This window comes from Mesorhizobium sp. KR2-14, assembly GCF_040049255.1.
Taxonomy (GTDB): domain Bacteria; phylum Pseudomonadota; class Alphaproteobacteria; order Rhizobiales; family Rhizobiaceae; genus Pseudaminobacter.
In genome coordinates this window covers 73,505-88,409 of record NZ_JBDZDR010000007.1, presented here as the reverse complement: position 1 = coordinate 88,409, position 14,905 = coordinate 73,505, and the positions used below count along the sequence as shown (strand labels likewise).

General features: G+C 64.6%; 17 protein-coding genes. 12 read left to right on the top strand and 5 right to left on the bottom strand.

Annotated features, from left to right (window positions below; all coding sequences use genetic code 11):
* Positions 1–74: 74 nt before the first annotated feature.
* A complete protein-coding gene (locus tag ABLE86_RS17600; protein WP_348780275.1) occupies positions 75–335 on the top strand; it encodes a hypothetical protein in 261 nt (86 codons plus the stop codon).
* A 254-nt stretch (positions 336–589) separates the two neighbouring features.
* Complete coding sequence (locus ABLE86_RS17595; protein WP_348780274.1) at positions 590–2,104, top strand: ATP-binding protein; 1,515 nt, start codon at positions 590–592, stop codon at positions 2,102–2,104.
* Positions 2,105–2,126: 22 nt separating this feature from the next.
* On the opposite strand, the gene ABLE86_RS17590 is transcribed toward ABLE86_RS17595, so the two are convergent.
* Positions 2,127–2,306, bottom strand: a complete 180-nt coding sequence (locus ABLE86_RS17590; protein WP_348780273.1) for a hypothetical protein — start codon at positions 2,304–2,306, stop codon at positions 2,127–2,129.
* A gap of 366 nt (positions 2,307–2,672) precedes the next feature.
* On the opposite strand from ABLE86_RS17590, the gene ABLE86_RS17585 reads away from it, so the two are divergent.
* Complete coding sequence (locus ABLE86_RS17585; RefSeq protein WP_348780272.1) at positions 2,673–2,822, top strand: hypothetical protein; 150 nt, start codon at positions 2,673–2,675, stop codon at positions 2,820–2,822.
* A 36-nt stretch (positions 2,823–2,858) separates the two neighbouring features.
* Here ABLE86_RS17585 and ABLE86_RS17580 read toward each other — a convergent pair whose 3' ends face one another.
* Entirely contained in the window at positions 2,859–3,140 is a 282-nt protein-coding gene (locus ABLE86_RS17580; RefSeq protein WP_348780271.1) for a hypothetical protein, read from the bottom strand.
* 505 nt (positions 3,141–3,645) lie between these two features.
* Here ABLE86_RS17580 and ABLE86_RS17575 point away from each other — a divergent pair.
* Together ABLE86_RS17575 and ABLE86_RS17570 are read left to right on the top strand one after the other, a co-directional pair.
* Positions 3,646–4,842, top strand: coding sequence for a phosphoglycerate kinase (locus tag ABLE86_RS17575; protein WP_348780270.1), 1,197 nt, complete (start codon positions 3,646–3,648; stop codon positions 4,840–4,842).
* 172 nt (positions 4,843–5,014) lie between these two features.
* A complete protein-coding gene (locus ABLE86_RS17570; protein ID WP_348780269.1) occupies positions 5,015–6,040 on the top strand; it encodes a class I fructose-bisphosphate aldolase in 1,026 nt (341 codons plus the stop codon).
* 241 nt (positions 6,041–6,281) lie between these two features.
* Here the strand turns inward: ABLE86_RS17570 and ABLE86_RS17565 are convergent, their stop codons facing one another.
* Entirely contained in the window at positions 6,282–7,196 is a 915-nt protein-coding gene (locus ABLE86_RS17565; protein WP_348780268.1) for a hypothetical protein, read from the bottom strand.
* A gap of 532 nt (positions 7,197–7,728) precedes the next feature.
* On the opposite strand from ABLE86_RS17565, the gene ABLE86_RS17560 reads away from it, so the two are divergent.
* Positions 7,729–8,259, top strand: coding sequence for a dihydrofolate reductase family protein (locus ABLE86_RS17560; RefSeq protein ID WP_348780267.1), 531 nt, complete (start codon positions 7,729–7,731; stop codon positions 8,257–8,259).
* A gap of 32 nt (positions 8,260–8,291) precedes the next feature.
* Entirely contained in the window at positions 8,292–9,011 is a 720-nt protein-coding gene (locus ABLE86_RS17555) for an SGNH/GDSL hydrolase family protein (protein WP_348780266.1), read from the top strand.
* Between the two features lie 374 nt (positions 9,012–9,385).
* Here the strand turns inward: ABLE86_RS17555 and ABLE86_RS17550 are convergent, their stop codons facing one another.
* On the bottom strand, positions 9,386–9,547 hold the full coding sequence (locus ABLE86_RS17550) for a hypothetical protein (RefSeq protein WP_348780265.1): 162 nt from the start codon (positions 9,545–9,547) through the stop codon (positions 9,386–9,388).
* A 358-nt stretch (positions 9,548–9,905) separates the two neighbouring features.
* On the opposite strand from ABLE86_RS17550, the gene ABLE86_RS17545 reads away from it, so the two are divergent.
* The 5 genes from ABLE86_RS17545 (at position 9,906) to ABLE86_RS17525 (ending at position 14,039) form a co-directional block, all read left to right on the top strand.
* Positions 9,906–11,813, top strand: a complete 1,908-nt coding sequence (locus tag ABLE86_RS17545; RefSeq protein ID WP_348780264.1) for a propionyl-CoA synthetase — start codon at positions 9,906–9,908, stop codon at positions 11,811–11,813.
* Between the two features lie 132 nt (positions 11,814–11,945).
* A complete protein-coding gene (locus tag ABLE86_RS17540; RefSeq protein WP_348780263.1) occupies positions 11,946–12,113 on the top strand; it encodes a hypothetical protein in 168 nt (55 codons plus the stop codon).
* A gap of 19 nt (positions 12,114–12,132) precedes the next feature.
* On the top strand, positions 12,133–12,714 hold the full coding sequence (locus tag ABLE86_RS17535) for a DJ-1/PfpI family protein (protein ID WP_348780262.1): 582 nt from the start codon (positions 12,133–12,135) through the stop codon (positions 12,712–12,714).
* A 103-nt stretch (positions 12,715–12,817) separates the two neighbouring features.
* Entirely contained in the window at positions 12,818–13,537 is a 720-nt protein-coding gene (locus ABLE86_RS17530; RefSeq protein WP_348780261.1) for a YafY family protein, read from the top strand.
* Between the two features lie 70 nt (positions 13,538–13,607).
* A complete protein-coding gene (locus ABLE86_RS17525; RefSeq protein ID WP_348780260.1) occupies positions 13,608–14,039 on the top strand; it encodes a GFA family protein in 432 nt (143 codons plus the stop codon).
* Between the two features lie 62 nt (positions 14,040–14,101).
* Here the strand turns inward: ABLE86_RS17525 and ABLE86_RS17520 are convergent, their stop codons facing one another.
* Positions 14,102–14,809, bottom strand: coding sequence for a DUF1013 domain-containing protein (locus tag ABLE86_RS17520; protein ID WP_348780259.1), 708 nt, complete (start codon positions 14,807–14,809; stop codon positions 14,102–14,104).
* Between the last annotated feature and the right edge of the window lie 96 nt (positions 14,810–14,905).

Below are 14,905 nucleotides of genomic sequence, written 5' to 3'. Positions count from 1 at the left end.
TTAGGGGTGGGGGTACAAGACCGGCGATAGCGCTCGCGCACATCTTCAACGTCGGCGATTTGCGGCGAGCCCACATGAAACCCGTCATCCCCGACCTCGCGGGCGGGCGAAGTGAGCGGAGAGTGTCGAGAATGACGAATGCAATTGCGCTCGCGCACATCTTCATCGTCGGCGATTTGCGGCGAGCCCAGATGAAACCCGTCATCCCCGACCTCGCGAGCGGGCGAAGTGAGCGGAGAGTGTCGAGAATGACGAATGCAATAGCGCTCGCGCCCATCTTCAACGTCGGCGATTTGCGAAAACGCTACATGAAATCGTCATTCCAGACCTCGTGAGCGAACGAAGTGAGCGGAGAGTGTCGGGAATCCATGCCTCTACGGTGGGGACGTCCGCTCCGGTCCAGATAAGCTCGATTGTCATCGCCCCGCGACCTTTCACCTGTGGGTTTCACCACGGGCTTGCGCAACCGCCCTGCCAAAATGTTAAAGAATGCTCGCGCTTGCGAGGCTTGAAGTGAGTCTCCCCGCGCCTGCCCCGCAGGCAAACCGTTGAAACCCACGAAACTCATCCGATGCGTCGAGGAGGCGCAATGAAGGTAGGCATTGACATAGGTTCGGGACCCAACGGAACCCCTGCAATGCTCGACCTCGAGGAATTGCTGGCGACCCGTCTGCTCGTGCAGGGCAATTCCGGCTCGGGCAAGTCGCACCTCCTGCGCCGCCTGCTGGAACAGAGCGCGCCCTGGGTGCAGCAGTGCATCATCGATCCCGAGGGCGACTTCGTCTCGCTGGCGGACAGGTTCGGCCACGTCGTGGTCGATGCCGCGCGCACAGAGGCCGAGCTCACCCGCATCGCCGCCCGCATCCGCCAGCACCGCGTTTCCGTCGTGCTGAACCTCGAAGGCCTCGACGTCGACCAGCAGATGCGCGCCGCCGCCGCTTTCCTCGGCGGCCTGTTCGATGCCGAACGCGACTACTGGTATCCGGTGCTGGTGGTGGTGGACGAGGCCCAACTCTTCGCGCCCGCCGCTGCCGGCGAGGTCGCCGACGACGCCCGCCGCCTGTCGCTGGCGGCCATGACCAACCTGATGTGCCGCGGCCGCAAGCGCGGCCTGGCCGGCGTCATCGCCACCCAGCGCCTGGCCAAGCTCGCCAAGAACGTCGCCGCCGAAGCGTCGAACTTCCTGATGGGCCGCACCTTCCTCGACATCGACATGGCGCGCGCCGCCGATCTGCTCGGCATGGAAAAGCGCCAGGCGGAAATGTTCCGCGACCTTGGCCGCGGCCATTTCGTGGCGCTCGGCCCGTCCATCGCGCGCCGGCCGCTGCCGGTGACCATCGGCCCGGTCGAGACCGCGGCGCGCTCCACCAGCCCCAAGCTGATGCCGCTGCCCGAGACCGCGCCGGAAGAAGCCAGCGAGCTCATCTTCACACCCGGCCCGGAGGAACGGCGCCCGGTGGTCAAGCGCACGCCCCCGCCGCCTGCGCCAACGCCCACGGCCGACATTCTCGCACAGCTTTCGCAGCCCAAGCCCGCGCCGGAGGCGCCCGCCGAGCCGGTCTTCGCCATTATCGACGAAGCCGACCGCGATGAACGCATCGAGCTGGTGCTGAAGGAGATATTGGAAGACGCGGACTCCTCCTTCCGCACCGACGCCATCCTCTATCAGGATTTTCTCGTCCGCTGCCGCATCCGCCGCGTGCCGGGCGAGCCCTTGTCGCTGCCCGCCTTCCGCCGCAGGCTTGCGGTGGCGCGCGCCGGCGTCGACAACACCACCGCCTCCAGCGATGGCTGGCAACAGGCGCTCGAGCTTTCGGCCACCGTTCCCGATGATGTGCAGGGCGTGTTCCTCGTCGTCGCGCAGGCTGCGGTCACGGGCGCGCCCTGCCCCTCGGATGCAGCACTCGCGCGCGCCTACGGCACCCACTCCGCGCGGCGGGCGCGGCGCGTGCTCACCTATTTCGAGGAACGTGGATTGTTGGTGGTGCGGACTGATTTTCGCGGCAACCGGGTCGTTGCCTTCCCCGATCTCGACTGCGAAACCGCCCCTGGCGATCCCAACCTGCCGGACGAAGCGGAAGATGCGCAATTTGCTGCCGAATAGCAGCCAGTCAGTTCAACTGCGGTCAGGCCCTGCTTTCGTTTTCCCGCAACCTGTGCAACGCTTCCTGCTCGGCTACCGATAGAAGCGCACCCAGGTCGTTCAGCACGTAATCGCTGTCCACCGCGGCGATGGTGCGGCGCAGCAGCCTCAGCGTGTCGCAGGCTTGACGTAAAGTATCCCGTATTTCGTTGTGTTCTTCCACGGTCGCGCTCGCCCATCTTGGCGCATTTCGGCTACAACAGTTCAGTCTTGGGAAAGTTCCAAGCCTACGCCCATTTGCCGAGCCGCCTCCTGCGTAACGATGGGTTGAAGCCGATTGCACCACCGCTTCAAAAAAAATTCTCGAAGGCACGGAACCTTTCTCCCTCCAAATCCTTTACCCTGCACGTCAGGTAGAGCCCCCCTTCAGCCTGCCGTGCCCTTACTCAAAAAGCCGTCTCAACTTTGAGACGGCTTTTTTTTTGAGCACATCTATGCGTTAATCTCGCCGAAAGCTTGCTGAAGGCTTGATGAAGCGGGGCGATATCCTGGCGGCGGGCAAAAGGGCCTTTCGATAGGGTGCACGCGGATGCTGCTTGCTCGCATGACACTGGTGCTGTTGCTGTCGGCCGCCTTTGCCGGTGCCTTTGCCGGGGTCGTCCGCTATGCCGCCCATTCGAATTTTCGTGGCGACGAATGCCGGGTGATCGACAACCGGGCCTGCTACGGCCCCTATTAACCCTGACCCGCGCCGCACGCGCCGGCGGTCAGGGCGTCACTCACACACCACCTTCACGCGGCCTGTGGGCTGGGTCACCTCGTGGCACAACAGCGAGGCGGCCGGGGCCGCCGCAGGCTCGGCCTGTGCCATCTCGGTCTGCACAGCCGCCTGGCGCTTGGCCGGGGGCGTCTTCTTGCGCGGCGCCTTTCGCGCCCGCTCCGAGGCGGGAATGGGCGGCACCGGCGGGAAGGCCGCCACGGCCAGCGGCTCGCTGCTCAGCAGGCCCGGCGCCGAACCCAGCGGCCGGAACTCGATCGAACCATCGGATGTGCGCATGCAGCCCCCCGCCGCGAGCAGACCGCCGCATGCAAACGCAGCCAACATCGGCCGAATGCGATCAACCATCATGACGTCCCCCTCGCCGCGAAACCGGCGACCTGTTGCGCCACGTCCCAACCCCTTTCAAGTCAACGGAACATCCGCAGAAATTCAAGGTGGCTGGCAGGCGTTTCTGGCGCTTCGCCCAACAATCTCGGCATATGTTGTCGCGCAGCAACGCAAAGCGCGCAATCCCTCGCCGCCACCAGCCCGCCAGCTCCGCCTTTGTGCGGTCCACAGAAACTTTCGACGTGGTTCACCACACCTGGCGGGCAGCGACAGCGGCGGCGGCTGCGCCCGCGCCGGCCGGATCCCTTCGCCTTCCGCGGCTAGGCGGCAAAGCCTCTGCCTCACCGGCCGCGGGGGCGCTGCGATTGGTCGCGCGTTCTCCACCAATTGCCAATCTTGCATCCGACGGAAGCCGCTATACAGTTTCGCCATTGCAGCTAGGAGAGAATTGCCCATGGCCGGTTTCAAGACGCTCGATGACCTTGGCGAGGTCAAGGGCAAGCGTGTCCTCGTGCGCGTGGACCTCAACGTCCCCGTCGCCGACGGCAAGGTCAGCGACGCCACCCGCATCGAGCGCGTCGCGCCGACCATCACGGAACTCTCCGGCCGCGGCGCCAGGGTCATCCTGCTCGCCCATTTCGGCCGGCCCAAGGACGGCCCCGACCCGGCCCTGTCGCTGTCGCCCATCGCAGAGGCCACCGCGCAGGTGCTTGCCCGTCCCGTCGCCTTCGCGTCCGACTGCGTCGGCGACGCCGCCGCCAAGGCGGTCGCCGCCATGAAGGACAGCGACGTGCTGCTTCTGGAAAACACCCGCTTCCACAAGGGCGAGGAAAAGAACGATCCCGAATTCACCAAGGCGCTCGCGGCCAATGGCGAGATCTATGTCAACGACGCCTTCTCGGCCGCGCACCGCGCGCACGCCTCCACCGAGGGCTTGGCGCATTTGATGCCGGCCTATGCCGGCCGCACCATGCAGGCCGAGCTGGAAGCGCTTGAGAAGGGCCTCGGCAATCCGGTCCGCCCCGTGGTGGCCATCGTCGGCGGCGCCAAGGTCTCGACCAAGATCGACCTGCTCATGAACCTCGTGAAGAAGGTCGACGCGCTGGTCATCGGCGGCGGCATGGCCAACACCTTCCTCGCCGCGCGCGGCACCGATGTCGGCAAGTCGCTGTGCGAGCACGACCTTGCCCAGACAGCCAAGCAGATCATGATCGAGGCCGCCCAGACCGGCTGCGCCATCATCCTGCCGTCCGACGGCGTGGTGGCGCGCGAGTTCAAGGCCAACGCCGCCAACGAGACCGTGGCGATCGATCAGGTTCCGGCCGACGCCATGATCCTCGACGTGGGCCCCAAGACCATCGAGACCGTCAACCAGTGGATCGACCGCGCCGCTACACTGGTCTGGAACGGCCCGCTCGGCGCCTTCGAGATCGAGCCCTTCGACCGCGCCACCGTCTCGGCGGCGAAGCATGCGGCCGCCCGCAGCAAGGAGGGCAAGCTGGTCTCCGTCGCCGGTGGCGGCGACACCGTCGCGGCCCTCAACCATGCCGGCGTGGCCGACGACTTCACCTATGTCTCCACCGCCGGCGGCGCCTTCCTGGAATGGATGGAAGGCAAGCCGCTGCCCGGCGTGGACGTGCTGAAGGCCTGAAGCTGTCTTGCCAGAGAAAACCCCGGTCTTCACGGCCCTTTTCGCCCCTTTCGAGGGGCGAAATGCTTTATCCGGGGACCGTCCAGCCTTTCAATCGATTCAAGCATTTGACCGCCATTCCGTTGTGCGGATACTTCTGTTATGCGCCCCTCGAACGACATAGGAGGGTTTCATGACCGAACGTCTCGAAGACATCGCCGCCGCCATGGTGGCAAGCGGCAAGGGTATTCTGGCGGCCGACGAGAGCAGCGGCACGATCAAGAAGCGCTTCGACGCGATCGGCGTCGAATCCACCGCCGACTCGCGCCGCGACTACCGCGAGCTGCTTTTCCGCTCGACCAACGCAATGAAGAACTACATCTCGGGCGTCATCCTCTATGACGAGACGATCCGTCAGAAGGCCGCCGACGGCACCCCGCTGGTCGATCTCATCAAGGCCACCGGCGCCATCCCCGGCATCAAGGTCGATGCCGGCGCCAAGCCGCTGGCCGGCTTCCCGGGCGATACCATCACCGAGGGCCTCGACGGCCTGCGCGAGCGCCTGGCCGAGTACTACAAGCTCGGTGCCCGCTTCGCCAAATGGCGCGCGGTGATCGACATCGACACCACCAGGGGTGTTCCCTCGGCCACCTCCATCGGCTCCAACATGCATGCGCTGGCCCGCTATGCGGCCCTTTGCCAGGAAGCCGGCATCGTGCCGATCGTCGAGCCGGAAGTGCTGATGGACGGCGCCCATGACATCGACACCTGCTACGAGGTGACCAAGGCCGGCCTGGTGAAGCTCTACGGCGAACTCTATGCCGCGCGCGTCAAGCTGGAAGGCACGGTCCTGAAGCCGAACATGGTCATCCCCGGCAAGAAGTCCGGCAAGACGGCCTCGGCCGAAGAGATCGCGGAAAAGACCCTGCGCCTGTTCCGCGAGACGGTGCCGGTCGCCGTGCCGGGCATCGCCTTCCTGTCGGGCGGCCAGTCCGACGAGGAGGCCACCGCCAACCTCAACGCCATGAACGCCGCCAGCGCGCAGCCGTGGAAGCTCACCTTCTCCTACGGCCGCGCCCTGCAGGCCGCCCCGCAGAAGGCATGGAGCGGCAAGGCCGAGAACGTCGCCGCCGCGCAGGCAGCCTTCGCCCACCGCGCCCACATGAACAGCCTTGCCACGCTCGGCGAGTGGCAGCAGCAGCTGGAAAAGGCCGCCTGAGGCTTTTTCCCAAGGCTTTTTCCGAGCATCGAAGCCCCGCCTCGCGCGGGGCTTTTTCTTTTGGGCGGCAGGTGTCCAGCTGGCCTTCGCTAAGAAGGTCTCAGATGGGGTGGGTAGCGGACTGTCTCCTTCTGACGCATCAGGTCGAAAAGCAGACATTCGGTGATCGGCTAATTTGGCGCTATTGGCGGACAGGCCACCATTGGAACTGAGGCCTGTGAGGCAGAAATTGTGAGGGAAACTAATCCGTAGACCATTTTGCCATGCGCCCATCTGAGATCGTTGTGTCGTACCGCTCAATGAACTTCAACATTTTCTCTGTATCGGCATAGGTCTGCGCCCATTTTGCCGCACCGTCGGCGACGGCCAACATCAATAGATAGAGGTTGAACGGCTTGGGCATACGCGGGTCTAATCGTGGCATTAACGGGGTCCTTCCAATGTAAGGCGCTATGGAAGACACCTTTCCAGCGAGGACCTGTCGCGATGCGAGGTTGGTCATGTGGAGAATCGAGTTTCGAAATTCCCAGACCTCAACGGCGCTGATTCCGATTGGCTTGAGGTCCACATATGTGTCCAGCCAGTCGGTGAAATTGCCGCGAACGTCGCCGTGTTCCACAAAAGCGAGCGTATCGACGCACGACATAAGCAACTTTGCCGATGATACATGGTGGCCTGAGTTGAAAAGTAACTTGATAGCTTTGAAATAGTCGTCGTTTAGCAGTTCGGCCAAGCAGAATTTATTTTCCCGCACGTATGTGACCAAATAGTCCGGGACAGATCCGCGCCCTTCGATCTGTGTCACGGCATCGCCGCGAAACGGGCCGGTGGAAACCTGTTGACCTGCAGTCGGCACACCATCGACAACTGGCGTCACACAATAAATTACCTCACGAGGCGCTCTAAAGTGACAGAACGCCTCCTCGAAATAGTGAGTTACTTCGCTAAAGCGTTGCGCTGCAACCCACTCATCGGGGGTGAAGGTCCGTTCGAAATCAAAACGCTTGGCGTTTGTGTGGTCGGTCTCAACGTTGGCTAACAAGTGTTTTAGTTTAGCCTCGTCACTGCCCGTTAGACGGTGATGGCGAGCGCCATATTGCCGAGCTAATCCCTCATCAAAATAAACAAAAAGGTTGAAGGCGCGTTCCACAGACATCGACGCTCATTTTTTTGCTTGATCGTTAATTTATTGCATAATTTTGCGCGGCACCATTACTAGTTGCAACGTGGATCGATAATGTTTGCCCCGGTAGGTCTTCCCTTCCCGGCTGCATGAAAGCGAGCGATTACATTGACCATTTAAATCATTCTGCCGCGACCTGGCGGTGGATTTCAGGACACCGCCAGTACGATCCGGCTGGTTGGAATGTGGCATGCCGGTCTTGCCTTACGGCAGCGATCGGAAGCTTTAGGAATTCGTACTATGGCTCAAACGACCACAATGGGGTCGTGAGCTGACTGCCCCGCTAGGTCTCCGGCTTCTCTCCCAAGTCAGTACCGCGCAAGCCGGGTTTCCGCCTCTCCGGTCACGCTCCATAACCGGCCCCGCGCCGTGCGCTGGCGTGCGGCGGGCTTCAACTCGGCCATGGCCGGAGAGTTGCGCGACCATCTGCTGCCCCGGATTGTAGCCCGCTTCATTTCTACGTACCCTCGGCAGCTTCCAGGAGGTAGCGAGGAGGATATCCCACATGGCGAGGCTCGTCTTTGCATTGAACCAGTCGCTGGACGGCTATGTCGACCACATGGCATTTGCGCCCGATCCCGTGGTTTTTCGTCATTTCATCGACGACGTGCGCGGGCTGGCCGGCACTGTCTACGGTCGCCGCATGTACGAGGTGATGCGGTATTGGGACGAAGACCATTCCGAGTGGGACGAGGCGGAACGTGACTATGCGGCGGCGTGGCGGAGCCAACCGAAATGGGTCGTGTCACGCTCGTTGAAGTCGGTTGGCCCCAACGCCACTCTTGTCAAGGATGACGTCGAGGCGGCGATACGCGGGCTGAAAACTCAGCTCGATGGTGAGATTGAAGTTTCCGGACCAGAGCTGGCGGCAGGTCTGGCCGAGCTGGGCCTTGTCGACGAGTATCGATTGTACCTCCATCCGGTTGTGCTCGGCGGCGGCAAGCCGTTCTTCGCCGGGCCGCGGCCCCGACTGCGCCTCGTGGCGAGCGATCGCATCGGCGAGGAGGTGATCAGGTTGACATATGTTCCGGCATAGTCACGGCAATTGGCTCGCTCTATAACCGGCCCATGTCGCGCCTTGCCCCGCTCCTCACCTGGCTCGCTTTTCCCGCCTATGTCTGGCAGGGGCTTGGGGTGCGCCGCCGTACCTCGCGCATGCTGCCGGCGCGCGGGCCGGTTCTGCACGCCATCGAAGGCAGCCAACCTGCCGTCTCACTTCTGGTGCTGGGCGATTCCTCGGCCGCTTCCGTCGGTATCGACCATTCGCAGGACGGGTTAGCCGCGCAGCTGGCATCGCTGATCTCGGCCCGCACCGGCCGCGCGGTTCGCTGGCGCGCAGCAGGCTTCAACTCGGCCACGGCCGGAGAGCTGCGCGACCATGTGCTGCCCAACCTCTCGCCCGACCCGTGGACGCATATCGTGCTGTCCATCGGCACCAACGACACCAAGAATTTCCACACGCTGCGCCGCTTCAAGAAGGAGTTTGGCGGCCTCCTCTACGCGCTGCGCGCCAAGTGGCCGGAGGCGCGGGTGGTGTGGTCGCCAGTGGTGGAGTTTACGCGTGTGCCGGCGTTGCCGCCGCTGCTTGCCAAGATCCTCGAAATCCGCGCCGGCGCGCTCAACGCGCTCGGCACGCGGCTGTGCCACGAACGTGGCGCGGTGCCCGCCACGCGCCTGCCCATCCCCGACCCGCAGGCCGGCTTTTCCACCGACGGCTTCCACGCCTCGGCCGCCGGCTACCGCGCCTGGGCCGAGCACCTGGCCGACCTTGTTCTGGCGGAAGGCTGAGCCGGCAGGCGGTCGAGTGTTGCGAAGGGGCACCGGCGAAAGTCCCCGATCCCGCATCCCCGCAGCTTGATTCTGCAGCTACTTCGGCTGCGCGACTGTCGAGGCATGGGTCCCCGTAACCCCTCGCTGGCTCGCTACGCTCGCGCTCGGGGCACGAGGACGACGGCGGAAGAATGGCTCGCGCAAATCTCGAACGTTCCCAATTATCCGGGTCTCTACCAGTCCGTCGTCCTCGGACCGGAGCATGAGCGAAGCGAGATGCGGAGGTTCCGGGGACCCATGCCTCGGACTATCAACCGGCAGACCGGTGCTCGGACAGGAAATTGCAGCGCCACCCGAACCGGCGACCGACAGACCGGTCTTGTCCGCGCCCGTCAGTGCCCGTGGCTGAGAAGCACGGTCAGCGCGATCGCCCCCAGCGCCAGAAGCGCCAGCTTCCAGAAGTCGCGCCGCTGCCTCAAGCCCGGCAGGCCGAGCGGCTTGATGACCTGGATCAGCATGATGCCGATGATGACGAGCGACAGCGCTTTGGACATGGCGTGTTTGAGCAGCAACGCCGGGTTTTGTCAAAGCGCCGGCGAGCAAAGGAGGTGCGATATGGAAATCGACCCCCACTCCGGTTTGCTTTGCAAACCACCTCTCCCCCGCTCGACGGGGGAGAGGAAGCGCCGACCGCAGGCTCGCACCCTTCCTCTCCCCTTTTGAGGGGGAGAGGTGCCGAGCGAAGCGAGGTGGAGTGGGGGTAAGTCATGCCGCATGCGATTACCCCGCCCATCCAGTGGAGGAATTAGGCGCTTATTTCCATAGCCAGACCCGCACCGGCCGCTATGATTATCCCGGGAAACTGGAATGCCGGCCAGCAACAAGCCGGACCGATACTTGGGAGGTATCTTGATGTCTTCGCGCTACCATGAAGTCTATGAAAGCTGGAAACGCGCCCCGGAAGAATTCTGGGCCGAGGCCGCGCGCGACATCGACTGGTTCAAGCCGTGGGACAAGGTCTTCGACCCCGACACTGGCGTCTATGGCCGCTGGTTCGCCGGCGCCGAATGCAACACCTGCCACAATGCCGTCGACCGCCACGTCGCCGGTGGTCGCGCCGATCAGGTCGCGCTCATCTACGACAGCCCGGTCACCGTCCGGCAGCAGAAATTCACCTATGCCGAGATGCTGGCCGAGGTCACGGCCCTTGCCGCCGTGCTGCAGGACCAGGGCGTCGGCAAGGGCGACCGCGTCATCATCTACATGCCCATGGTGCCGGAAGCGGTGTTTGCCATGCTTGCCTGCGCGCGGCTGGGCGCCATCCATTCCGTGGTGTTCGGCGGCTTCGCCGCCAAGGAGCTTGCCACCCGCATCGACGACGCCACGCCCAAGCTGATCGTCTCGGCCTCCTGCGGCATCGAGCCCGGCCGTATCGTCGCCTACAAGCCGCTTCTCGACGGCGCAATCGAGATCGCCCGCCACAAGCCCGAGCGCTGCATCGTCCTCCAGCGCGACGAGCAGCGCTGCGGGCTTACCCCCGGCCGCGACGTCGACTATGCGGACGCCGTCGCCGCCGCGAAGGCGTCCGGCCGCCAGGTGCCATGCGTGCCGGTGCTCGCCACCGACCCGCTCTACATCCTCTACACCTCCGGCACCACCGGCCAGCCCAAGGGCGTGGTGCGCGACAATGGCGGCCACATGGTCGCGCTGAAATGGTCGATGGAGAACGAATTCGGCGTGAAGCCCGGCGAGGTGTTCTGGGCCGCGTCCGATGTCGGCTGGGTGGTCGGCCACTCCTACATCGTCTATGCGCCGCTCTTCCACGGCTGCACCACCGTCCTGTTCGAAGGCAAGCCGGTCGGCACGCCCGACGCCGGCACCTTCTGGCGCGTCATTTCCGAGCACGGCGTGGTCGCCCTGTTTACCGCGCCCACCGCCTTCCGCGCTATCCGCAAGGAAGACCCGAACGGCGAGCATCTTGCCCGCTACGACCTCAAAAAGTTCCGCACCCTGTTCCTGGCCGGCGAGCGCGCCGACCCCGAGACGATCAAATGGGCCGAGCAGCGGCTGAACCGCCCGGTCATCGACCATTGGTGGCAGACCGAGACCGGCGGCCCGATCAGCCACAACCCGGTCGGCCTTGGGCAGCTGCCGGTCAAATATGGCTCGCCGGGAGTCGCCATGCCCGGCTACGACGTGCAGGTTCTGGACGACGCCGGCCACCCGGTCGCCCCCGGCACGCTCGGCAATGTGGTGATCAAGCTGCCGCTGCCGCCCTGCTGCCTGCCCACGCTCTGGCACGCCGACGAGCGCTTCCGCCGCGCCTATCTCGACGAGTTCCCCGGCTACTACAAGACCGCCGATGCCGGCTATCTGGACGAGGACGGCTATCTCTTCATCATGGCCCGCACCGACGACATCATCAATGTCGCCGGCCACCGGCTCTCCACCGGCGGCATGGAGGAAGTGCTGGCCGAGCACCCGGATGTCGCCGAATGCGCGGTGGTCGGCATCAACGACCCGCTCAAAGGCCAGGTGCCCTGCGGCTTCGTGGTGCTGTCCTCCGCCGCCACGCGCGATCCGGCGATCATCGAGAAGGAGATCGTGCAGCTTGTGCGCGACCGCATCGGCGCCGTCGCCGCCTTGAAGCTGGTGGTCACCATCAAGCGCCTGCCCAAGACGCGCTCGGGCAAGATCCTGCGCTCCACCATGCAGAAGATCGCCGACAGGGAAGAGTGGATCATGCCCGCCACGATCGACGATCCCGCCATCCTGGAGGAGATCAAGGCAGCGCTCGCCGCGCGCGGCATCGGCGTCTGACACAGAGCGTGACCTCGAAAAGTGGAAACCGTTCGCGCTGGCGGCTGCCCGCCTGCGCGGGCGGCCACTCCTGACGCACCGCTGTCAGGATGGGTGTGAGACAGTGTCTCCTGCAAGCCGAGGAGAGTCGCCATGTTCACGCCAGATGTTTTTAACGCCGTCCGCAAGTATGTCGGCAAGTTCCAGACCTTGCGCGACCAGGTCCGCACGGAACGCTTCATGAATTCGCTTCCCGAAAGCCTCCTGAAGGACATAGGCTGGCCGGACAGATATGCGGCCCGGCGCGCGCACCGCGGCTGAAATGCTGGAGGGACCTGCCATGACACGCCAGAAATCGGTCGGCTTCGTCTTTGTCGAAGGCTTCGCCGACTGGGAATACGGGCTGCTTTCCGGCTCGCTCGCCGAATGGTTCGATGCGCGAGCCGTGTCGCTCACGCCCACCGGCGAGGCCGTCACCTCCATGAGCGGCTTTCGCCTCACCCCGCAGCGCGGCGCCGATCCGGCCGAAAACGCCGATCTCGACGCCATTGCGGTCATCGGCTCCGATCTCTGGGCAACCCCACGCACGCCCGACATCTCGGCCCTGCTGTGCACGGTCGAGGAGCGCGGCGGCGTGGTCGGCGGCATCTGCGGAGGCACGCTGGCGCTTGCCCGCGCCGGCCTGTTCGAAGATGCCGACCACACCAGCAACGGCCGCGAGTGGCTGCTGAAGCATGAGCCCGGTTATGCCGGGGCGGCGCGCTATCGCGACGTGCCTTGTGCGGTCGCCGACAACCGCATCGTTTCCGCGCCCGGCTCGGCGCCCGGCACCTTCGCGCTCGCTTTCCTGAAGGCGCTCTATCCCGAGCGCGCGGAGCATGTGGCGGAAATGGAAAGGCTTTTCGCGCGCGAATTTTCCTGACAGACGCCGAACGCTCCTGACATTATGTTGTCAGGAGACCCATGCCAACATGCGGCCCTCGATAGCCAGCTTTGACAGTGGCCAGCTTTGATAGTGGATTGCCATGCGACGCGCCGACCGGCTCTTCCAGATCGTTCAGCACCTGCGTGGCGGGCGCCTCGTCACCGCGCAGAAGCTCGGTGCGTGGCTCGAAGTGTCCGAGCGCACCATCTACCGCGACATCGCCGACCTGCAGTCCACCGGCGTGCCCATCGATGGCGAGGCCGGCGTCGGCTACATGATGCGCGAAGGCTTCGACCTGCCGCCGCTGATGTTCACACGCGACGAGATCGTGGCGCTGGTGGCGGGTGCCCGCATGGTGCGCGCCTTCGGCGGGGCCACCATGGCCCGCGCGGCCGACGAGGCTCTGGTCAAGATCGGCGCCGTGCTGCCCGATTCGGAAAAGAGCCGCATCGCCCGCACCGAGATCCACACGCCGATGTGGGTGGTCAGCGACGCCGACCGCGACGCCATCGACATCCTCGAACGCTCCATCGAAAAGCGCGACGTGCTCGCCCTCGACTATCGCGACGAGGCCGGCCGTGGCACCATGCGCGACGTGCGCCCGCTCGGCCTCTGGTTCTGGGGCAAGGTGTGGACGCTGGTGGCCTGGTGCGAGATGCGCGACGATTTCCGCGCCTTCCGCATCGACCGCATCGCCAGGGTCACCGCGGCGGGGCGCAGCTTCCGGCCCGAGCGCGGCAAGCAGCTCGCCGACTTCTACCGCCGCGTCGAGCGCAACGAATATTCCGGCGACGGCATCAGCCGCTCGATGCGTGTCTGAGGCCGTCCGGCCTGCCTCGCCCGATCAGGCTTCGGCACGGATGCTCAGGCGCCAATCGACGGAGACCCAAATGGACATGGATATTCGCGAGATCGACGGAGCGTGCCACTGCGGCACGGTGCGCCTGCGCGTCAAGCTGACCGATGGCCTGCGCTCCGCGCGTCGTTGCACCTGTTCCTATTGCCGCATGCGCGGCGCGGTCGCGGTAACGGCCGAGCTGGGCGGCGTGGAAATCGTCTCCGGCGCCGACGCGCTGACCCTCTACCAGTTCAACACCGGCACCGCCAAACACTACTTCTGCTCGAAATGCGGCATCTATACCCATCACCAGCGCCGGTCGAACCCCAACCAGTTCGGCGTCAACGCCGCTTGCCTGGAAGGGATAAGCCCGTTCGATTTCGCCGAGGTCGCCGTCACGGACGGCGTCAACCATCCTTCCGACCGGAAGGAGGATTCCGGGTCCGACATCGTCGGCGTCCTGAAGTTCATCCCCAACGCCTGAGCCTGCCTTGCGCCCAACAAAAAACCCCGCCAAAGCGGGGTTTTTTGTTGTTCCAATGCTATTCAGCGGCGGTGAAGATCGTCCTCGTCTTCGTCGTCGTGGCTGGACTTCAGCGAGGAAAGCTTGGCGAACACCGCGTTGGCGTCCAGCTCCTTCTCTTCCTCGGCGTGCTTCTCCAGCTCCGGCTCCATCCGCTCGGTCATGGAGGCCGGCAGCAGGGTCTCGCCCGTGGGGGCGGCGGCGGGGCGGCCATGCGAGGCGCGCTGCACCTCGATGTCGAGGTCGATCTGCGAGCACAGGCCCAGCGTCACCGGATCCATCGGCACCAGGTTGGCCGAGTTCCAGTGCTTGCGCTCGCGGATCTGCTCGATGGTCGACTTGGTGGTGCCGACCAGGCGCGAAATCGCCGCGTCCTTCAGCTCGGGGTGGTTGCGCACCAGCCACAGAATGGCGTTGGGGCGATCCTGGCGCTTGGAAAGCGGCGTGTAGCGTGGGCCCTTGCGCTTGGTCTCGGGCACCCGCACCTTGGGCTCGGAAAGCTTGAGGCGATGGTTGATGTCACGCTCGCCGCGGGCGATCTCCTCGCGCGAGAGCTGGCCGGTCATGACCGGGTCCATCCCCTTGATGCCCTGGGCCGATTCGCCGTCGGCAATCGCCTTCACTTCCAGCGGGTGCAGCGAACAGAACTGCGCGATCTGGTCGAAGGAAAGCGCCGTGTTGTCGACCAGCCAGACGGCGGTCGCCTTGGGCATAAGCAGCGTATTGGCCATCGAAAATATCCTCTCGTTCGCCCGCGTCCCTTTACGCGGGCGGTGGATCAAGACCACCGAAATCGGGAATTCGACGGTTATATAACGCTGTTCGGG